Below are 20,104 nucleotides of genomic sequence, written 5' to 3'. Positions count from 1 at the left end.
TTGTTGATTTGTAGTAGTACCACTGACATATAGACCTCTGTATTTGTCGGCAGTGTTAGATTGTTATAAGAAACACCTGCAGTACCTGCCCCGAACCAGACACAGACCAAAACCAATGAACAGATCATGTCACTGTTCCAATCACCACCACTACCTGTTTCATCGACAAACCCATTTGTCGATCCCGGTGCTCAAACGCCACCACCCGTCAGTGACAATCAGCCTGATCCAGTCAATTCTCTGGCGGCACAGCTTAGGCAGTTTCAGCTAAAAAAAACCAACAGTACGCTTTTACCTTCGCAGCAGGGAACCACAGTTCCAGTACCACCAGTAGTGCCATCAGTACCACCTGTATCAACTGTGGGTGCCAGTCAATCAGCAACGCCATCACCTCCTACGATGACGGGTACAACTGTCCCACCCGGTACAGGCAGTATCGTTCAGACTATGGCGGCTCAACTGCAGCAAGGTTCATTAACACCCTTTAATCCGCCCTCTTCGCCACCAACAAATGTCACACCTGACGTCACACCAATTGTAAACCAAAGCGTTCCTTCACCTGCGCCTTCTCAAGCAGTACCTGAACCATCACAGCTACATTCGGATGTCAATTTGCAACTGGCACTAGATGTGCCAACGATCACTCAACGGGTTCAGGCGATTCCTGAGCGGCTATTAACCCGGCTGCTGTTTACTGACTTTAACAATGTTGCGAAATCTGAGCGGGGAAGAGGTGCAACAACACGCCTTGATGCTGATACCGAGCTGATGATTGCCAAGGCGGGCAACCTTTGGTGGGGATTCCTGCACTTTCTGGAATTGATCGAATACAACAGAACAACGAATGGTGCTGAGCCCGATATTCCCTTACTTAGTCATTACCTGCTTAATTTATTTCTGTCCATTAATGTCCTGTTGGAACCACAGACTTTTGACAATTACGACCTTGCCTACAATTACGTATTTACAGATGATTTCCTGACCCGCGATTTTGATACTCAGACGCATGGGGAATTGTTTCGTAAAGACGCCACTACGCTTTCTTTTGAAATCACGCGATTCCAGGCCAATCAATTTGATGGACTGGTTCGCATTCATCAGAATTTTGTTAATTATCTGAGCACCCATACTGATGCTGATGCCCGCGATCTCGCAACCCAGATTGCTAATCACCCGTTGTTGGAAATGAGGCGTGAAGCCAAGTTTTTAAACGATGAACAGCAAACCTATAAAAAATGGATAAGCTTCGACCCTCCTAAATTCTGGCGCGCCAGTGAGGCGATGCCAAACCCTATCCCTCAGACTTCGGTCACGGATAAAATGACCATTGCAACCTATCCTGCGGATCAGATGATTCCCGCGATGCGCTATCTGATTCAGATGGCACTGAGCCGTAAAGCCAGCAATGAAACTGCAATTGATATTTCCACAGACTTCCGCCTGATGATGGAATTTCTGATTCGCCCGTTTCTTAACGAAAGGCAGAACAGCATGAATATCATGACGACCTTCCTGATGATGGCTTTGGGAGATTACCCGATACTATTCCGGGACACGCCTTTCGGTGAAGGAAATTACCACCTGCTGGGAGAATATAATCTTTTAAGAACCCGTATTTCGGCGGGGGCAGATAAACTTTACGACGTTATCATGCAGGATCCCCTGGAGATGGAAGCGACATTGCTTTATCCCAAGGAGAACCAACAGGCTGATGTGGAATACACAGCAACCTTACAGGTACAAAATCCGGCACTGGAAAGAGGCATCATAGCCAATCACAAGAAAAACTTTGGGGCGTTTCAGACTAAAATCCAGAACTTGTCCGCCACACTCAGTTCACCAGAGTAAACATCGAGAGGTATTTGCGGGTTTATTCTCCAAAACCAACTTGGACATATGTTCAAGTTGGTTTTATGATGTGTCATTTCGTGTAGACAATGCTGACGAGCGGTTAATGAGTTACCTGCCCAAAGAGGAAAAGCGTAAAGCGATACTGGATGCCACCCTGCGGCTGGCTGTTGCCCATGGCTTTGCCGGCATTACCGCCCGTAAGGTAGCTGCAGAGATGGGAACAGCTACCGGCACCATTCACCACCATTTTTCTTCGCTGGACAATCTGAAACAGGAAGCGGTCCATTATGCTGTGCAGTCAGCCCATGAATATGATCTGCAGGCTATTGAAGGGCTGTCACCCTACGATGCATTATGCAGACTGTTACTACCATCTAATATTCCCGACCGTGAATTTGATACCCGCATCTGGCTGAGTGCTGCTGATGAGATGTGGCGCAATGAAGGCCTGAAACAGGAATTCTGCCAGGGTATGACCAGTTATACCGACAGCATCGAGTCTCTAATCGAGCAGGGATGCAGTCAGGGGCTGTTCAAGCCAATACTGCCACCTCGCCAGTGTGCATGGAAACTCAGCGGCACGGCTTTTAGCCTGTCCAGTTACACCTATCTGGATGACCCGTCACTGGATCTTCCTGCTGTCGATGCCATTATTCTCAAGGATTTGCAGGTAACACTGGGTATAGCCTGAGTGCTGATTGTTTCCCTTTTCGTACTTACCTTCCCTGCTCTGTCAGGGAGGGGTCGCAATTCAATACCACCTTTAACGCATTTTTAATCTCGCCCAATCCGATTCCACTTCTCACGCCACATTTGTCATTAATCCGTAAATTAATAAATAGAAACAACTGACAAAGCGAACACACAATTCATGCAAAGACAATAACCCGCCAACGCTGAAAACTGACCCATATCAAAATCGGTGCCGTTAACTGAAATAACAGCCGTTTGACTATAATTTTTGATAGTTATTTTTGCCGACGCCCTTCCGATAATCCCCCTCGAAGCCAGACCTTTGTTGCCACGTTATCGCATCAGGCCATAACTCTCTCTACTGACAAACTCCTGGTTTCGGCCTGTCTGATTATTCAGTCTCTCACATCCCGCATTGGCCAGCAGGAAAACAAAGCACACACAGCACAAGGATTGAGTCGTTTCCATGCGTATTCAAAAAACATTGATAGCATTAGCTGTCGGGGCGACCTTTGCCTCGCAGGCAGCCCTCGCCAGCCCATTTGCCCCCCAGGCGAAGAATGATCTTGATTTAATTAACTGGGATACCGGCAGTTCATTTGTTGATGATGCCACCATGGATATTAAATTCCGCTCGGTTACCTATGACCGTGACAGCTATCGCGATCCATCCTTTAAGGAAGGCGTTCCATTTGCCGAGCGTATGGATTCTGCCGTTGCCGTCTGGGCCGATTTCCAGTCCGGCTGGCTGTGGGATTCCATTGGTTTTGATCTGGGTGTTCAGGGCGCCTATGCCCTGGCCAACGATGGTGATTTCAGAACCACCCAGCTTTGGGCCAATAACGATACCCGTAATGCCAGTCAGGTAGGTATTGCCAATATTAAATTCCGCGGTGGCGACAAGGAAGCCGGTTACAATGGCCGTGTTGGTCGCATGATGTTGAACATGCCTTTCGCCAAATCCCGTAATACCCATGCCATGCCAGAAACCTTTCAGGGCGCGCAGGTCAATGGTCATTACAAGATGGTCAGTGGTTATGTGGCCCAGATCGATGGTCACAGCACCCACAAAACCAGTGGCATGAACAAAACCTCCAATTTCTACAACACCCTCAAAACCCCGAACGGTGCAGACTTCCAGCTCGACTTTGCCGGCCTGACCCTCGGACAGAAGGGCAAAACCCCAACCGTCAGCTTCCATTACGGCAATCAGAAAGATTACCTGAAGAAGATGGCGGTCGCGGTAGAAGCCGGTATGCCAATGGGCAAAGGCAACTTTGTTTCTGCTCAAGCGGTTTACCAAAAGCAGGAAGGTGACAAGTACTATGTACAGGGCGACGATCACAAAGCAGAAATGTTTGCTCTGAACCTGATGGTCAAGGTCGGCAAGAACCTGCTGATCAAGGGTGGCTACAGCCAGGTGGGCGATGAGCACTACGACATTCGCTTCAGCGATAACATCAAGAGCGGCCTGAACAACACCACCCAGGGATGGAGTGATTTCAGCCATGCCAATATGAAAGCCGTTTCCATTGGTGGTTCTTACACCCTGACTGAATTTGGTCTGCCGGAACTCTCGCTGATTGCCCAGGGCGCTTATGGCTGGGATGCCGACCTGATGCCGCGCAAGGTGGGCGGCTTTAATGCCCTGACCCGTGACTATGCCTGGGAAGGCGCAGCCGGTATTACCTATGAAGTGTTTAATGGTCCACTGCAAGGCCTGTGGCTGACCACCAGTTTCCAGCGTGACGGCGGCGGTTATACCCACACCCAGGGTGGCCGAATCATTCTCGATTACACCGTTAAACTGTTCTGATAGCCATTGTGTTTCAGGAACCATTCTCTCAGGTTCCTTGCAGTCAGCCGGGCATCGGCTGGCTGCACCCCCGCCTTAAACTGATCGAAAATTGATCTGCGCCTGTCTGTTAATCTTTCTTCTACTGTCTTATATCAAAACCGACGACAGTGTTTTTACGTACTCTCCGCGCCTTGCTGGAAATATGTGTGACAGGAACCCAATCATCAATGTCCATGAATCTATCCGCTGGCTGGATGTCTCAGGAATTTACCCATAAGCGCCCTCTGGACTGCATCAAAGAGAGCCTGATGGCTGAACTTGAGATCATGGGATTTCACTCCTTCACCTACGATGCCATTCCCTTCCGGATCTTTGATGATATCAATGCGCCGGCTGCCGACCGTCTGTTCAAACTCAGTCATATTGCTACCGCCAAAACCTCACTCGCGTCCAGCGAGGATGAGTTCAAGCTGTACAAGCACTACCTTGGCATTATGAAAGAGAGCAATGTCATCCCCAAAAAACAGCAGCTGTTTGAGCGCCCCAATGTGGAATTTATGAACAGCCGTGAAAAAGCCAGACGCGGGCGTGATAACAACTACAACTCCGCTATCACCTGGCCGATCAGTGCCTTCTGCAGCAGCGAATGGGGAGCAACATTCTTCCTGAAAAGCTGGCGTCAGGAAACGGATATGGCACTCTGGTTTGAACATAAAGGCGCAGAGCTGGGCAAACTGCTGTTTGGCTACCATCTTGAGCTGATGCTGCATTACCGGGATCAATTCAACCCTTACCTGCAGCTGGGTGCATTCAGCAAGAAGACCCTCAGCATCATCCGGCTGGCTGCCAATGGTTATTCCGGTAGGCAGATTGGTGAGCAACTCTGCATCACCGAGCGCGGGGTGGATTACCATATTGAACAGTTGAAGCAGAAGCTGCAGGCCAGAAACCGCCTCCACCTGATCAAAATCGCTGAGAAGCTGGAGATCACCTGATCCAGGCTCCCCCTCTCTTTACACAATCCTTTGATAATTTACTGACCTGCATCAACAACACGGAATAGCCGGAAATATCTCTGTGGGATCCTACAGTTTTTTTCCGCCCTGCCCTTTAAATAATGCCTGTGGTTTCACACAAGACCACGAACATCGCATTCCCGGTTTCTCTCCAGCCGGCAGGAAGAAGGTTCCGGGTCACATAAGGACAGAGTTGTTGTCATGCACTTTCAAAAAACCATAATCGCCCTGGCTATCGGCGCAGGTCTGGCAGCCCAGCCAGCACTGGCTAACCCTTTTGCTGCCGATGCCAAACGCAATCTCGATCTGATCAATTGGGAAACCGGAAACACTTTCTTTGATGATGCCAGTCTCGATATGAAGCTGCGCTTTGTCGCCTATGACCGTGACAGCTACCGTGACAATCCGCCCAATATGATGGGCGAAGCCATGTACGACAGTGGTGAACGCAGAGACTCCGCTCTGGCGGTCTGGCTGAACTATGAATCCGGCTGGCTGTGGGATGCTGTCGGTTTTGATCTGGGTATTCAGGGTGCCAAGGCCTTTGAAAACCGTGGCTTTGAGGAATCGACCCAACTCTGGGCCAAGAATGATGTCACCAGTGCCGGTAAGGTGGGTGTTGCCAATCTGAAGTTCCGCTTTGGCGATGAAGAAGCGAGGATTGATGGTCGCGTGGGCCGAATGATTGCCAACCTGCCGCTGATCAGCTCGGATCTGGAAAAAGCCATTCCGGAAACCTATGAAGGTGTCCTGCTGAATGGTCATTACGGTATGGTCAGCGGCTATATGGCCCGCTTTGATGGCTACAGCTCTGAGAAGTCCACCAACCACGAAGATCTCTACGTCTATGTACCAGGGTCGGTTGCCAACCCGCAGACCAAAGATATTCCTCTGGAACTGGCCGGCATCACTCTGGGCAAGCAGGGTGTCACTCCGACCCTGAGCTTCCACTACGGTAATCAGGACGATTACCTGAAGAAATATATGGTCAAACTGGAAGCCGGCATGCCGGTTGGTGAAAACTTTGTGCTGGGTCAGTTCCTGTATCACAAACAGGAAGGCGGCAAGCTCTATGGTGACAAGTACGCACCGGTGGCTGACCACAAAGCCGATATGTTTGCCATTAACCTGATGGCAGAAGTCGGTCAGTCCCTGATGCTGAAAGCCGGTTACAGCCAGGTAGGCGATGATCCTTATGATCTCACCTTCAGCAACCAGATTCTCGGCCTGGATAACAACACCACGCTGATCTGGAACGACTTCAACCATGCCAATATGAAATCGGTCATGATTGGTGGTGCCTACTCTCTTGCCGGCTTTGGCCTGGAGGGTCTGTCTCTGGTCGCCCAGGGCACCTATGGCTGGGATGCCGAGATCATGGAAGCGCCAACCGGTGGCCTGATGCCGCTCACCGAAGACACCGCCTGGGAAGGTGTAGCCGGCTTAACCTATGAGGTCTTTGAAGGCCCATTGCAGGGCCTGTGGCTCAATGCCTTATACAACCGCGACGGTGGCGGTTACTACAACCACCGCGGCGGCCGCATTATGATGGATTACACCATCAACTTTTTCTAACACAGCTTTTCACACAACACACTTCGGGGCCTGACAAACAGGTCTCTCACCTCTGTTTGTAAACCGCCAGCCTGCCCGGGCTGGCGGTTTTTCCCCATCGTAAATATCTGACGACATCACCATACAGAAGCAGGAAACCCTGAGACTGTATCTACGATGTGCCGATAATATCATTACGTTCTCTTTAGAAAAGATGGTTTGCATCGTATTAAGCGATAGATCGTCGTCTACCCCTTTCATGGCGGTTTTGCTCTGACTAACCATTGATCTGAATCAGCATTGCCACTCGCCATCCGTTTTCCTATGGGATCCCACAGTTAGACAGATGTCGGTTTTTCCGACAATTCCACCATCCTTAACCAATATGCGAAACCGGTAATGAGTGATCGTAATAATGATGCGGAAGCCCCTGTGCAGGCCACTGGCATCAACCGTCGTGGCTTATTGAAGTTCAGCGCCTTTGGCGGTCTGGCTGGCGCGGCTACCGCTCTGGCTGCTACCACCCCGATGAAGGCCATGGCCAGCACTTCGGCCACGGAAGAAAGCAATGCCCATCTGTTTACCGAACATGATGAGTTTCCGGTCAAGGTCGCTGATGATTACCAGCGCTACCATCAGGAAAGAACCGCGTTCCACTATTTCTACAAGACCAAGGGCACGCCATACATGCCCCTGCCGCCGGATGAAAGCAAGCCGGGCTTTACCGTGATTGACAGCGCGCTGGCCGGTGCCGGCTGGGATTTGTGTGATCGCCTGAACGGCATGTCATCCAACACCGGTTACGATGTTGGCCTGTACAACTGGGACAACCCGACTTATCCGCAGCAATATCCGTTTGAGTCCAAAGAGCTGGCTGCCAACGTAATCAAGCGTGCCGCCCGCACCTTTGGTGCCAATCTGGTCGGCATTACCCGCCAGGATGACCGCTGGGATTATGCGTCTTTCTATGATGCGATCAAGAACGAAACCAAAACCTGGGACGACTTCCCGTTCAAACCCAAGACTGTCATCGTCATGGCGATTGAGTCCGACTACGAAGGTCAGTCCACCGCACCGTCTGCCACCAACGACGGTATTATCGGTGAAGGCTATGCTCGTATGTCTTATGTCGCCTATGGTATGGCGTCCTTCCTGCGCAACCTGGGTTACAAGGCAGTGGCCTCCGGTAACGATCTGGGCATGAGCGTCCCTTACGCCATGGCTGCAGGCATCGGTGAAGCGTCCCGTATGGGTCTGCTGGTGACCTACAACATGGGCCCGCGTATCCGTCTGATGAAGGTGTATACCGATCTGGAATTTGTCGAGTACGACAAGCCGAAAACCTTTGGTGTGCGCGATTTCTGCGAGCGCTGCAAGCGCTGCTCCGACGCCTGCCCGTCCAAGGCTATCTCTGTCGCTGACAAACCAAGTCTGTACCCGCCAGCGGATCACGATGCCGCCACCAATGCTGTGGGCATCGAGAAGTGGTGGACCGATTCCAAGAAGTGTCTGCAGTACTGGAACGACAGCGGCACCAACTGTGGTACCTGCGTAACGGCCTGCCCTTACAACAAGCCGGACTTCTGGCAGCACCGGATGATCGAGAAGATGAACTCCCTGATGCCGGGACCGCTGCACACCTTTATGCGCGAGATGGATATCTGGTTCGGCTTTGGCGACACCTTCGACGAGAAAGCCGTGGCCAAGTTCTGGGATCCAGCCGGTCGTAAATACGACGGTCGCGGTTAATTCAGAGTTCAGGAGAAATCATATGTTTTTGGGTATTTTTACCGGTATTGAAGTCCTGTTCTTCCTGCTGGGTGTAATGACGACTCTGGCTCTGGGCAGCCTGATCTGGCTGAAACTCAGCCACGACATCAAACCGGGTCAGCTGTCCCTGTTTGGCATCGGCCTGCTGGTGATTATTGCCGGTATTGCCTGGTCGGTCAGCTCGGTGCTGGAAGGTGAGCCTCAGGCTGGCAGTATGGGGATGATGGTCATTATTCTGCCTAGCCTGATTCTTTCCGCCATTGGCGGACGTCAGGTGTTCAACGGTCTTCGTCAGACAGCATAACCCTCTTAAGGTCGGGCCTCTCGCGCCCGGCCTTTTACTATTTAGCCCCGTTTATTATTGTCAGCCAGCTGAACTCTCCTCTCTTTTGTCTGCTCCAGATCAAAAAACGACACATTCTACCTGTTGCATCATGCGTGCTTTTTAGAGAACCCTCAGTTCGCTTTGATGGGGGGACGTATGTCCGCTGCCGTAAATAACCACCTGATATCCCAGACACTCAGTACCAAACGCTCCCTCAACGACATCAAAGCTGCCCTTATGGCCGACCTTGAGCCGATGGGATTCCATGCCTTCACCTATGAAGGTATTCCTTTTCGGGTTATTGATGATATTCATGCCCCCTCGGAAAGCCGCCTGTTCAAACTCAGCCATATCGCCAAAGCCAAAACCTCTCTGTCATCCTGCGAGGAAGAGTTTCAGCTGCATAAAGCCTTCCTCAGCCATTTGCGGGAGGGCGACCTGACTCCACGCCGAGACCAGATTTTCAGCCAGCCGGTGTTTTACTTTCTCGAAAACCTTGAGGTCGCCCGAGCCCACGGCGACACCAACTTCAACTCATCGATCAGCTTGCCCATTACGGCCTTCTGCAGTTCCGAATGGGGCACGATGTTCTCCCTGAAAAGCTGGCGTAAAGAAACCGATATGCAACGCTGGTATGCCGATAAACAACATGAACTGTGCAGCCTGCTGTTTTCCTACCATCTGGAATTCATGTTGTTTTACCGTGAACTGTTCAATCCCTATTTACAGATGGGTGTCTTCAGTCAGAAAACCCTGAAAATCCTTCGCATGGCAGCGGATGGGTACACCGGTAAGCGGATATGCGACCAGCTGTGTATGTCAGAACGCGGCGTAGATTATCATTTTGAACTGCTGCGGCAGAAGTTACAGGCCAAAAACCGTCTGCATCTGATCAAGATTGCCGAACAGCTGCAAATCACCTGAGAGAACAACGCAGGCCTCCTTTCTCTTCCGGGCGAGCATGATATACATCAACACTGTCTGCCATTCCCACAGTGGCAGAAGTGTTTTCATGGAATTCCATAGTTCTCTTTCCCCACCGACATTTCAATAATGCCAGTCAGCCAGGGATGCCATGCCGGTTTCGATAGATCTCTCACATGGATATCGAAGCCTGCAATCCCCGGGATTAACACAGCAGCAAACAGATCCCCTGATACGGCCGGCAGGATATCTGTACACAGCCACTAACACACTGAGTTGTTTGTCATGCACTTTCAGAAGTCCGTTATTGCCCTGGCCATCGGCGCCAGCCTGGCAGCACATACTGCTTTTGCATCACCACTGGTCTCGGAAGCCAAAAGAGATCTGGGCACCTTTGATTTTGATTCCGGCTTTGCCCTGATCGATGATGCCAGCCTGGATATCAAGCTGCGGATGGTGGCTTATAACCGGGACAGTTATAACAAGCCGATGAATGACTTTATGAAGCCGGCTGCATCCATGTATACACAGGCGGAACGCCGTGATGCGGGTCTGGCTGTCTGGGCCGACTTTCAGTCCGGCTGGATGTGGGATTTCATCGGTTTCGATATCAGTGCCCAGGGCGCCAAAGCCCTGCAAAATGACGGATTTGCACCTACTACACAGCTTTGGGAACACAACGATATCGACACCATCAGCCGTATCGGTGTCGCCAATATCAAGTTCCGTGGTGGTAATGAAACTCTGGGCTTTGATGGTCGTGTCGGCCGGATGATTCCCAATCTGCCAATGATTGCGCCAGAAATGGATTCCGCCCTGCCGCAGGTACTGGAAGGCGCGTTGATCAACGGCCATTACAAAATGGTGAGTGGCTATGTCGCCCGTATGGAAAAAGCAGGTCACTACCAGTCCAGCCAGATGGACAAGATGGGCACGGACATTAACGTGAATCCTTTCACCGGCGTGGGGGAATTCAAAGAAATCCCTCTGGAAATGGCCGGTATCACTCTGGGTAAGCCTGGTGAATCAGCCAATATCGGCATCCATTACGGCGAGCAACAAGATTATCTGAAGAAATGGATGGTCAAAGCGGAGGCCGGTCTGCCGATGGGCGAAGAGAATTTCCTGATCGGCAGTCTGGTCTACCACAAGCAGGAAGGTGGCAAATATTACAACCCATTCCTGGGCGGGAAAAACTATGAAGCCGATATGTATGCCCTCAACCTGACCGGCCTGATGGGTGACAACCTGATGCTCCGTGGCGGCTATTCCCAGGTGGGTGATGAGGCGTACAACGTAACCTTCACCAATGAACTCTACAACCGCACTAACCACACCACCATGATCTGGAACGACTTTAACCATGCGGAGATGAAGTCGGTGATGTTTGGTGGTGTCTACAAGCTGAGCGCCTTCGGTCTGGATGATGTCTCCCTGTTGGCTCAGGCCGCTTATGGCTGGGATGCTAAAGCCACGATGATCCCTATGCCTATGAATGGTCTTCTGCCACTGACCGATGATTACGCCTGGGAAGGTGTGATTGGTGCGACCTACGAAGTGTTTGATGGCCCTCTGCAGGGGCTGTGGCTGAATGTCTCCTACAACAAAGACGGCGGCGGTTACAGCAATACCCACGGCGGTCGGGTGATCCTTGATTACACTGTCAAAGTCTTCTAAGCACTCATCTGTTATCATACTCTCGAAATCCGCTCGCCTTCCCGGCAGCGGATTTTTTATTTTCAGCTTGCGTAATTTCCCCACCGGCCAAGCCATTCAGACACCCCAGCGATCAAGAGCATCTCAGCAATACCTGGACGTTCCCAAGCCTCCGAAACCATTGATATGTATCAGCATTGCTATTGCTCTCTGGTCATTTTCATGGAATTCCATAGTGGTGATAGCGGCTGAATCTTCCGACCATAACGCGTCATTTCTCTCAACGTGATCCCTCTTATGAGTGAACAATCCACACCTGTTTCTGAAGCCGTTCAGGCCCACGGCATCAACCGCCGCGGCCTGCTTAAATTTGGTGCTTTCAGCGGACTGGCTGGTGCTGCCGGCGTTCTGGCTTCAACAGCTCCAGCCCAGGCTCTGGCCAATACACCGGCTGCCAGTGAAGGCAGCAATGCTCACCTGTTTACCGAGCATGATGAATTCCCGCTGAAAGTCGCAGACGACTACCAGCGTTATCACCAGGAACGGACGGCATTCCACTATTTCGCCAAGAAATACGGCAACCCGTACAACCCGACCTACACCGATTTTTCCAAGCCCGGTTTTACCACAGTTGATCACGCTATCAATATGGCGGCGTGGGATCTGTGTGACCAGCTGAACGGTTACTCTTCCAATACCGGTTTTGACATCGGTCTGTACCGCTGGGATAACCCGGTGTGGCCTCAGAAGCATCAATTTGAGAACAAACAGGATGCGGCCAATGCGATCAAGCGTACCGCCCGTATGTTTGGTGCCAATCTGGTCGGTATTACCCGTCAGGACGATCGATGGGATTACGCCTCCTTCCTGGATGCCGTAAAGGGTGAAGTCCGCACCTGGGACGACTTCCCGTTCAAACCAAAAACCGTCATTGCCCTGGCTATTGAGTCTGACTACGAAGGCCAATCCACTGCACCGTCCCTGACTAACGACGGCATTATCGGTGAAGGTTATGCCCGTATGTCCTATGTGGCTTACGGTGTGGCGGCCTTCCTGCGGGCCATGGGTTACCACGCGGTGGCTTCTGGTAACGACCTGGGCATGAGTGTTCCTTATGCCATTGCTGCCGGTATTGGTGAAACCTCCCGTATGGGTCTGCTGGTCACCTATAACATGGGGCCGCGTATTCGTTTGATGAAGGTGTATACCGACTTCGACTTTGTTGAGTACGACAAGCCAAAGACCTTCGGTGTCCGGGACTTCTGCGAACGCTGCAAGCGCTGCGCCGATGCCTGCCCGTCCAAGGCGATCTCCTTTGAAGACAAGATGTCCCTGTACCCTCACGAAGGCCATGATGCCGGCACCAATAATGTGGGTATCGAGAAGTGGTGGACCGATTCCAAGAAGTGTCTGCAGTACTGGAACGACAGCGGCACCAACTGTGGTACCTGCGTAACGGCCTGCCCTTACAACAAGCCGGACTTCTGGCAGCACCGGATGATCGAGAAGATGAACTCCCTGATGCCGGGACCGCTGCACACCTTTATGCGGGAAATGGATATCTGGTTCGGCTTTGGTGACACCTTCGACGAAAAGGCCGTGGCCAAGTTCTGGTCGCCTGAAGGTCGTAAATACGACGGTCGCGGTTAATTCAGGAGAAAACGACAATGTTTCTAGGAATCTTTACCGGCATTGAAGTGCTGTTCTTCCTGCTGGGCGTCATGACCACACTGGCACTGGGCAGCCTGATCTGGCTGAAACTCAGCCACGGCATCAAACCGGGTCAACTGGCTCTATTCGGCATCGGCCTGCTGGTGATTATTGCCGGTATCGCCTGGTCGGTCAGCTCGGTTCTGGAAGGCGAACCCCAGGCCGGCAGTATGGGCATGATGGTGATTATTCTGCCGGGTCTGGTGCTCTCAGCCATTGGCGGGCGGCAGATCTTCAGCGCAATGCGATAATCTGATCAAGCAGGCAGGGATAACTCCCCGCCTGCTTTACTGCTGCAGATCAATAACACAACCCGTCCGCCCACCTTATCCTTACACTATCTTTACTTTCACCCGTAAAAACGATGGTGAGCCCCGCGGCCTCTTCAACCGTTTTCTGAGCAACTTCCATTGATGAATAACACGATCACTATTCTTCCGGCTCAGCCTGCTGATGCTGACACTTTGGCCCGGCTGGCCTTTGCCATGGAATCCGAACTCTGGGACGGTGAAACAGGTGAGCGCACAGAACAGGATTACCGGGATGCCTGCCATGCCCTGCTGGAACAAGACAACAGTTTCTGGGCTTTATTGGCGAAAGACGAGCAGGGTCAAGTCATCGGGATGATCACTATCAGCCTGAATGCAGCCCTCTATGCCGGCGGCTACTTTGGTGAAATTATGGAGCTCTATGTTGAGCCGGAGTGGCGTTCACAGGGTATTGGTCAGCAACTGATTACCGCAGCGCGCCAACTGGCTGAAGCCAAAAGCTGGCCATTCCTTGAAGTGGGTGCGCCGCCGCAGCCACGCTGGCAAAAGACTCTGGCCTTCTACCAGCAACAGGGCTTTCGCGAGATAGGCCCAAGGCTGGAGCTGGTTACCGAACGCCCGTGAAGAAATACACGCTGGAACAGTTAAAGGCCTTCAGTGCCGCCGCCGAGCAGGGTTCCTTCTCGGCAGCGGCCCGCAAACTGGGCAAGCCACAATCGGTGATCAGTACCCAGATTCAATATCTGGAAATCGAACTGGGTTTTGATCTGTTTGACCGCAGCCGTCGGAACCCGGTACTCACCTCCCGGGGGCGGGCTATCCTGCCGGAGGTGAACACCCTGCTCCAGCAAAACAGCTGGCTGGATCAAATCACCGATAACCTGCTGTCTCTGGATGACTCACTGTTGTCTATCGCTGTAGAGGATGTGGCTCTGGGGCTGGGCCTGGAACAGGTGGTTATGGATCTCAGCCAGCGCTTCCCGGCGCTGCAGCTGGAGTTCCTGCATCCGGGTACGGACGAAATTGTAGAAATGGTGGCCAATGAACGCTGCCATATTGGCCTGATGAGTCTGCCGAAAAAAGCACTCCCGGATACCTTGAAAGTCCGTCACCTGAAACAGGGGCGACTGGCCGTGTTTGTTGCGCCTAATCACCCGCTCGCAAAAACTGATCGGGTCTCACTGGCTGAGTTAAAGAAGCATCGGCAACTGGTGATCCGTGATCGTCAGCATCTGGAACGCCACCGTATTTCCCGGGACGCCTGGTTTAATGAAAGCCTGTTCAGCATTGTTCAGCTGGTTCGGATTGGTCTGGGCTGGTCATTACTGGATGAGCAGATGCTGGAGAGTGAAGTGGTCAGTGGTCGTCTGGTCAAACTGGAAACCGATACGATGCTCGAGATTACCGAACCGGTGCATATGATCTGGAAGGCCAAGAGCGAAGCAAACCCCGCCATCCTGCAGTTTGTTAACGCGCTGCGTATCTGATTGCCGTTAACGCTGAAGAACAGGCCCAAGCCTGCTCTTCAGCTCATTCCTTATTCCAGCACCCGCAGCCGCACAATACTGCCGGCACCCTGCTCATAGAATGCAGCCGGTGAATTGGCATAGCCGGTCCACAGATCACCCTTCTCATCAAAGTAGAGTTCGCGGACAAAGCTCAACCGGGTTGGCAGACGATAAACCAGAGATGCACCGGTCTCCGGATCCAGTCGCATAATCGTGTCGGAATTGGAGCCAGCCACCCAGACACTGTCGTCCTTCGGATTCACCGTCAATGCATAGTGCGCATCACCACGACCGGTTGGCAGATCAAAGGCGGTCCACTCCTTTGAGGACGGGATATAACGATAGACCTGTCCCTGGGCAAAAGCAGGAATCCATAACTGACCTTTGGAATCAATGCGGAACCGGCGCGGACCATTAAACGGCGTTGGAATCTTTTCAAAGCTTTCCGTGGCCGGATCAAAGGAAGCAATGGCACTGCCAAACCACTGGCCGACCCAGATTTTGCCATCCGGGGCGATATCAATCCCATACGGGCATGGGAGTTCCTCGATATCCCCCAGAGTGTTGATACCAAACAGCTCGCGGGTTTCATAAACCAGTTTGATAAACGGGGGAAAGGTCATCATGCTCTGCCAGAGATCCTTGGCCGGCAGATCAAAGTAATTAATATCCCCGGTCTCGGCATCTATATTGGCCAGCTGGTTGGAACCACACATAGTGAACCAGGGCTTGCCATTAGCATCGGCCCTCATGGTGTGGGGATACACGCCTTTGTAGAAAGGAACATTGAAGACATCCATCTCTTCACTGGCCACATCCAGCTTACCCAACATATTGCCGGCGGAATAAATAAACCAGACATTCTCGCCATCAAAGCTCGGCAGAACGGTATGCATACTGTTGGGGTTTTCCGGGCGGGACTTCGGATCATCCAGTGCCACCATCTCATCGGTCTCCGGATCCAGGCGCACCACCAGACTGGTACCGGCATCCGCCGCATACACCCGTCCTTCCGGTCCGGGAGCCACATCGTGGGGGACGGAACCACGTGGCATCACCCATTCGGTAATCTCAACCCGGGTTTCTTTACCTCTTGGTGCCACCGGCATACGCGGGAAACCCAATGGACCACTGGTGTCGTAGGCTTTGATCAACGCTTCGGCGATCTGATCCTGGCTTTCTGCGGTAATCCGCGCACCTTTGTGCGCCATGCGGTTATAGATCACCTCCCAGTTCTCTCGATTCTGGGCCCAGCGCGCTTCAATATTGCCCTGGGTATGGCAGGTCATGCAGTTAACCCGGAAGGCCTTGAACGCTTCTTCATCATCAAACTTGATGCGTTCCGCCCAGACATTGGCAGGCAGCTGCATTAACAGCTCACCTTCTGTGGCAGCCTCAAGGGAAAAGTTATGGGCAGTACCAGAATCCTCTGAAGCCGTTGGAAATGGAATAATGCTATCCCTATAGCCAATCAGCCGTGCGCGCAGATCAAAGGCACTGTCTGGTATTTCGGTAAAGGTGTATTGCCCCTGAGCATTGGTAAACAGGGTGGTCTGTTTTAAGGGAGATTTCTGAAGAAGGCTGATCGAGACACCTTCCAGCGGCTGCCCCTGACTATCCGTCACAGTACCGGTTAACGTGTCCGCCATGCCATAACTGGCCGGTAATCCCAGCCCCGCCACCAGTGATAGGCGTATGGCTGTTTTCAGCAGATTCATGGCTGTTTCCTTTTTATTATTGGTTGCCACTTTCTATTTTTGATGACCGCTTTCGTCTTTATTCTCGGACGCGACGGTCAAAGACAATCGCGCCATGATAACATGGCACGCCTGTTCTGTATTCGACCATGGCCGCTTATTAAAGGGCGGCCCCGGGAACAATTATGATAATAAAAAAGTTTGTCCCTCTTCTTGGCGCTGTACTGATAACGGGAGTTGCCACGACTCTTTACCTGCAATCCAAGCCTCAATCCGTTTCTTTAGGGGCTGGACCTGATGCTGGCTGGTCCCATCACGCCGGCAATGAAGGCGGGCAAAAGTTTTCCCCTCTTAAACACATTAATACCCGTAATGTGCAGGATCTGGAGATTGCCTGGCAGATTCATACCGGTGATGCAGAACGCTACAGCGCACTGATGAAGCACAGTAGTCTGCAGGTCACGCCTATTCTATTACCGGAACAGGCAGGCCGCAGTCTGGTATTCTGCGCAGCCTTTAATGATGTGATTGCCGTTGACCCGGAAACCGGGCAGGAACGCTGGCGCTACGATGCCCGTCTGAATACAAAGATTAAAAACTCGTTCAAATGCCGCGGGGTGAGTTATTGGCAAGATGTTGAGGCAGACGATGGTGCTGCCTGCAAACACCGTATCGTTTCGGCAACCAATGACCGCCGTCTGTTATCACTGGATGCCATAACCGGTGAGGCCTGCCCGGACTTTGGCGGCAATCCTGTTCCCGGCGAGATGGCGATCTATTCCGGTGAAGGCAAGATGAAGGGTTACGCCTTCAGCTCCTCACCGCCGGTTCTGGTAAACAACACCATTGTCGTGGGTTCCCAGGTGATCGACTTCCATTATTCCAATCCCCCCAAAGGCACCGTGTTTGGCTTTGATGCCCGTACCGGACAACAGAAATGGGCCTTTGAACCCATTCCGACAGACCCGAATGACCCAGCCGCCAAAACCTGGCCGGACAATCCCACCGCCAAATCAGGAGGTGCCAACGCCTGGGCACCACTGTCGGTCGATTCCGAACGTAATATGGTGTTTGTGCCCACGGGCTCGGCAGCGCCGGACTGGTATGGCGTCAACCGTCTCGGCGATAACCTCTATGCCAACTCTCTGGTGGCACTGGACGCCACAAGTGGCAAGGTGCTTTGGCATTTCCAGTTTGTTCACCATGATCTGTGGGATTACGACACCCCGGCACAGCCTATGCTAGTTGACCTTGAGCGTGATGGTCAGAAGGTGCCGGCTGTCGTGCAGGTCACCAAACAGGGCATGATATTTACCTTCCACCGGGAAACTGGTGAACCGCTGTTCCCTATTGAAGAACGTCCGGTTCCCACCTCGGAGATTGCCGGCGAGCAAACCTCGCCCACCCAGCCGTTTGTCTCCCCACCCGCGCCCTTACTCAAACATGGTCTGACGACAGAGGATGCCTGGGGCATCACGCCCTGGGATCGTGGCAGCTGTGAACGACAGATTGCTGAAGCCCGCAGCGAAGGGCTGTACACCCCTGTCGGGGAAAGCCGCCCGACTGTGCTGATGCCGGGTGCGCTCGGAGGTATGAACTGGGGCGGTGCTGCCTTCTCCGATGACGACCAGATTCTGGTCACCAATGTAAATACCACCGCCCTGCTCGGGCAGATGGTGCGCATTGAAGATAAGGACGAAGGGCAGGAAAGCTTTGTTGGCTCCTTTGTCAGTATGAAAGGCACACCCTACGCGGCCAAGGTGACACCGCTGATCTCCAACCTCGGCATCCCCTGTGTTGCACCGCCCTGGGGCAAACTGGTTGGAATCAATATGAGGTCTGGCGAGATCCTGTGGGAATCCGCCCTCGGCTCCATCCATGAAATGGGCCCGGTGTCCCTGCCCTTTGAAATTAATATGGGCACGCCAAATATGGGGGGCCCACTGATGACAGCCGGCGACCTGATTTTTATTGGTGCCACGATGGATCGCCGCTTCCGCGCCTTTGATAAGAACACCGGGAATCTTCTATGGAGCTACGAGCTACCGGTGGATGCCAATGCCAACCCGATGACCTACCAGATCAATGGACGTCAGTATGTGGTTATTGCCTCCGGCGGGCACCAGATTCTGCCCCGTCCAACCGGTGATGTCATTACCGCCTTTGCTCTGCCAGCCGATTAGACACTGGCCGCATTGCGATAGTCTTTCGGTGCAACACCGGTCCAGCGTTTGAAAGCCCGACTAAAGCTGGCGGAATCAGAGAACCCCAGGGTGTGGGCGATATCTGTCAGCGGTCGAGTCGTGGAGCGCACCTCTTCCAAAGCCTGCTTCTGGCGCAGCTCATCCAGCAACTGGCGGAAGTTCAACCCTTCAGACTGCATTTTGCGCTGCAGATTACGGGGGCTGGTATCCAGCGCCTGTGCCAGAGCTTCCTGGGTCGCCCGCCCTTCATTTAAAAGGACCGACAGCCGCTGGGTCGCCCGACTGAGAAAATCATTATTTAAGCCATCCAGATATTGCACCAGCAGCTCACTGTTGGCTTTGGCGATGGCCGGGTTTGCCGTCGGCAAGGCCCGATCCAGAACCCGCGGATGAAAACGAACAATAAGCGCCTTGCTGCCAAACGTGATCGGACAACCCAGCGCGGCCTGCCAATGCTCGGGTTGCTCAGGCGCAGGACGTGGCAAAGAGATCGATAGAAAATCATCAGCCTCCATAGCCATAAACTCCTGCATAAAGCGCACAGTAATGGCCGCTGTTGCATCAATCGCTTCAGGGCATGGCATAAAGCAGTTTTCACGCACACGCACAACCAGCTCGGCACGACCATTCGCGGTATCAAACTCAGCAATCATTGCGGTACTGATCACGGCGGAAAAACGCAGAAATGTGTCAAAGGCCTCCCGGACGGTATTCGAGGCCTGCATGGCAAAATAAAAGGCATGAAGGTGGGTAATGTGAAAGCGTTTGGCCACTTCCAGGCCGATATTGGCTAAGCCTGTTTCCCGCACGGCTGCCTGCCAGAACACAGCCATCCGCTGCATGGGAATACGCAGACCCATGCGAGACAAGAGTTGAGGATCAATTCCCGCTTCCGACAATAGCGGATCAACGTCAATGCCTCTGGCCTGCAATGTTCCGGCCAGCACCAAAGCCACACCATTCAGGGTGGTGACCTCATCATCAACAATAACGGGCTGGCGGGATAAGTCTTGCTTGCTTGTCATCTCAGATCAAATTTCTGTCCGATAGGGTCAGGTCGACATCTGCGATGAGTTATACCATACCAGCGCACTATAAAAAAAATTAAACGCTACTGAGCCTGTTGCTG

General features: G+C 52.5%; 16 protein-coding genes. 14 read left to right on the top strand and 2 right to left on the bottom strand.

Translation table 11 applies throughout. The annotated features are described in order from the left end of the window. Nucleotides 1-126 precede the first annotated feature (126 nt). The 13 genes from EHSB41UT_RS23380 to EHSB41UT_RS23320 all read left to right on the top strand — a co-directional run bounded on the left by EHSB41UT_RS23380 (nucleotide 127) and on the right by EHSB41UT_RS23320 (nucleotide 15,053). On the top strand, nucleotides 127-1,848 hold the full coding sequence (locus tag EHSB41UT_RS23380; protein ID WP_133060645.1) for a RodZ family helix-turn-helix domain-containing protein: 1,722 nt from the start codon (nucleotides 127-129) through the stop codon (nucleotides 1,846-1,848). Nucleotides 1,849-1,918: 70 nt separating this feature from the next. Continuing rightward, the gene (locus tag EHSB41UT_RS23375; RefSeq protein WP_133060644.1) at nucleotides 1,919-2,542 is read left to right on the top strand and encodes a TetR family transcriptional regulator; all 624 of its coding nucleotides are present in this window, start codon (nucleotides 1,919-1,921) and stop codon (nucleotides 2,540-2,542) included. 468 nt (nucleotides 2,543-3,010) lie between these two features. Then, nucleotides 3,011-4,360, top strand: coding sequence for an OprD family outer membrane porin (locus tag EHSB41UT_RS23370; RefSeq protein ID WP_087113289.1), 1,350 nt, complete (start codon nucleotides 3,011-3,013; stop codon nucleotides 4,358-4,360). 209 nt (nucleotides 4,361-4,569) lie between these two features. Further along, nucleotides 4,570-5,337 (top strand): helix-turn-helix domain-containing protein, encoded by a 768-nt coding sequence (locus EHSB41UT_RS23365; protein ID WP_087113288.1) that lies wholly within the window; start codon nucleotides 4,570-4,572, stop codon nucleotides 5,335-5,337. A gap of 222 nt (nucleotides 5,338-5,559) precedes the next feature. Further along, nucleotides 5,560-6,933 (top strand): OprD family outer membrane porin, encoded by a 1,374-nt coding sequence (locus tag EHSB41UT_RS23360; protein ID WP_087113287.1) that lies wholly within the window; start codon nucleotides 5,560-5,562, stop codon nucleotides 6,931-6,933. 378 nt (nucleotides 6,934-7,311) lie between these two features. Next, a complete protein-coding gene (locus tag EHSB41UT_RS23355) occupies nucleotides 7,312-8,661 on the top strand; it encodes a reductive dehalogenase (protein ID WP_087113286.1) in 1,350 nt (449 codons plus the stop codon). 22 nt (nucleotides 8,662-8,683) lie between these two features. Further along, the gene (locus tag EHSB41UT_RS23350) at nucleotides 8,684-8,986 is read left to right on the top strand and encodes a hypothetical protein (protein WP_087113285.1); all 303 of its coding nucleotides are present in this window, start codon (nucleotides 8,684-8,686) and stop codon (nucleotides 8,984-8,986) included. 177 nt (nucleotides 8,987-9,163) lie between these two features. Then, nucleotides 9,164-9,931, top strand: coding sequence for a response regulator transcription factor (locus EHSB41UT_RS23345; protein ID WP_165767384.1), 768 nt, complete (start codon nucleotides 9,164-9,166; stop codon nucleotides 9,929-9,931). Between the two features lie 285 nt (nucleotides 9,932-10,216). Further along, complete coding sequence (locus EHSB41UT_RS23340) at nucleotides 10,217-11,608, top strand: OprD family outer membrane porin (protein WP_087113283.1); 1,392 nt, start codon at nucleotides 10,217-10,219, stop codon at nucleotides 11,606-11,608. A gap of 276 nt (nucleotides 11,609-11,884) precedes the next feature. Next, complete coding sequence (locus EHSB41UT_RS23335) at nucleotides 11,885-13,237, top strand: reductive dehalogenase (RefSeq protein WP_087113282.1); 1,353 nt, start codon at nucleotides 11,885-11,887, stop codon at nucleotides 13,235-13,237. Between the two features lie 17 nt (nucleotides 13,238-13,254). Beyond that, nucleotides 13,255-13,548, top strand: a complete 294-nt coding sequence (locus tag EHSB41UT_RS23330) for a hypothetical protein (protein ID WP_087113281.1) — start codon at nucleotides 13,255-13,257, stop codon at nucleotides 13,546-13,548. Between the two features lie 162 nt (nucleotides 13,549-13,710). After that, a complete protein-coding gene (locus EHSB41UT_RS23325; RefSeq protein WP_087113280.1) occupies nucleotides 13,711-14,190 on the top strand; it encodes a GNAT family N-acetyltransferase in 480 nt (159 codons plus the stop codon). Next, nucleotides 14,187-15,053 (top strand): LysR family transcriptional regulator, encoded by an 867-nt coding sequence (locus EHSB41UT_RS23320; protein WP_087113279.1) that lies wholly within the window; start codon nucleotides 14,187-14,189, stop codon nucleotides 15,051-15,053. The genes EHSB41UT_RS23325 and EHSB41UT_RS23320 overlap by 4 nt, the downstream gene beginning before the upstream one ends. Before the next feature lie 50 nt (nucleotides 15,054-15,103). Here the strand turns inward: EHSB41UT_RS23320 and EHSB41UT_RS23315 are convergent, their stop codons facing one another. Further along, a complete protein-coding gene (locus tag EHSB41UT_RS23315; protein WP_087113278.1) occupies nucleotides 15,104-16,792 on the bottom strand; it encodes a carboxypeptidase regulatory-like domain-containing protein in 1,689 nt (562 codons plus the stop codon). Nucleotides 16,793-16,956: 164 nt separating this feature from the next. Here EHSB41UT_RS23315 and EHSB41UT_RS23310 point away from each other — a divergent pair, with 164 nt between their 5' ends. After that, nucleotides 16,957-18,954 (top strand): pyrroloquinoline quinone-dependent dehydrogenase, encoded by a 1,998-nt coding sequence (locus EHSB41UT_RS23310; RefSeq protein ID WP_087113277.1) that lies wholly within the window; start codon nucleotides 16,957-16,959, stop codon nucleotides 18,952-18,954. Here EHSB41UT_RS23310 and EHSB41UT_RS23305 read toward each other — a convergent pair. Beyond that, on the bottom strand, nucleotides 18,951-20,000 hold the full coding sequence (locus EHSB41UT_RS23305) for an AraC family transcriptional regulator (RefSeq protein ID WP_087113276.1): 1,050 nt from the start codon (nucleotides 19,998-20,000) through the stop codon (nucleotides 18,951-18,953). The genes EHSB41UT_RS23310 and EHSB41UT_RS23305 overlap by 4 nt on opposite strands. Nucleotides 20,001-20,104 lie beyond the last annotated feature (104 nt).

The sequence above is a fragment of the Parendozoicomonas haliclonae genome (genome assembly GCF_900174585.1).
Classification (GTDB): Bacteria; Pseudomonadota; Gammaproteobacteria; order Pseudomonadales; family Endozoicomonadaceae; genus Sansalvadorimonas; species Sansalvadorimonas haliclonae.
Note: the sequence above shows the minus strand (reverse complement) of the source record. Positions and strands in the feature narration are given on the sequence as shown.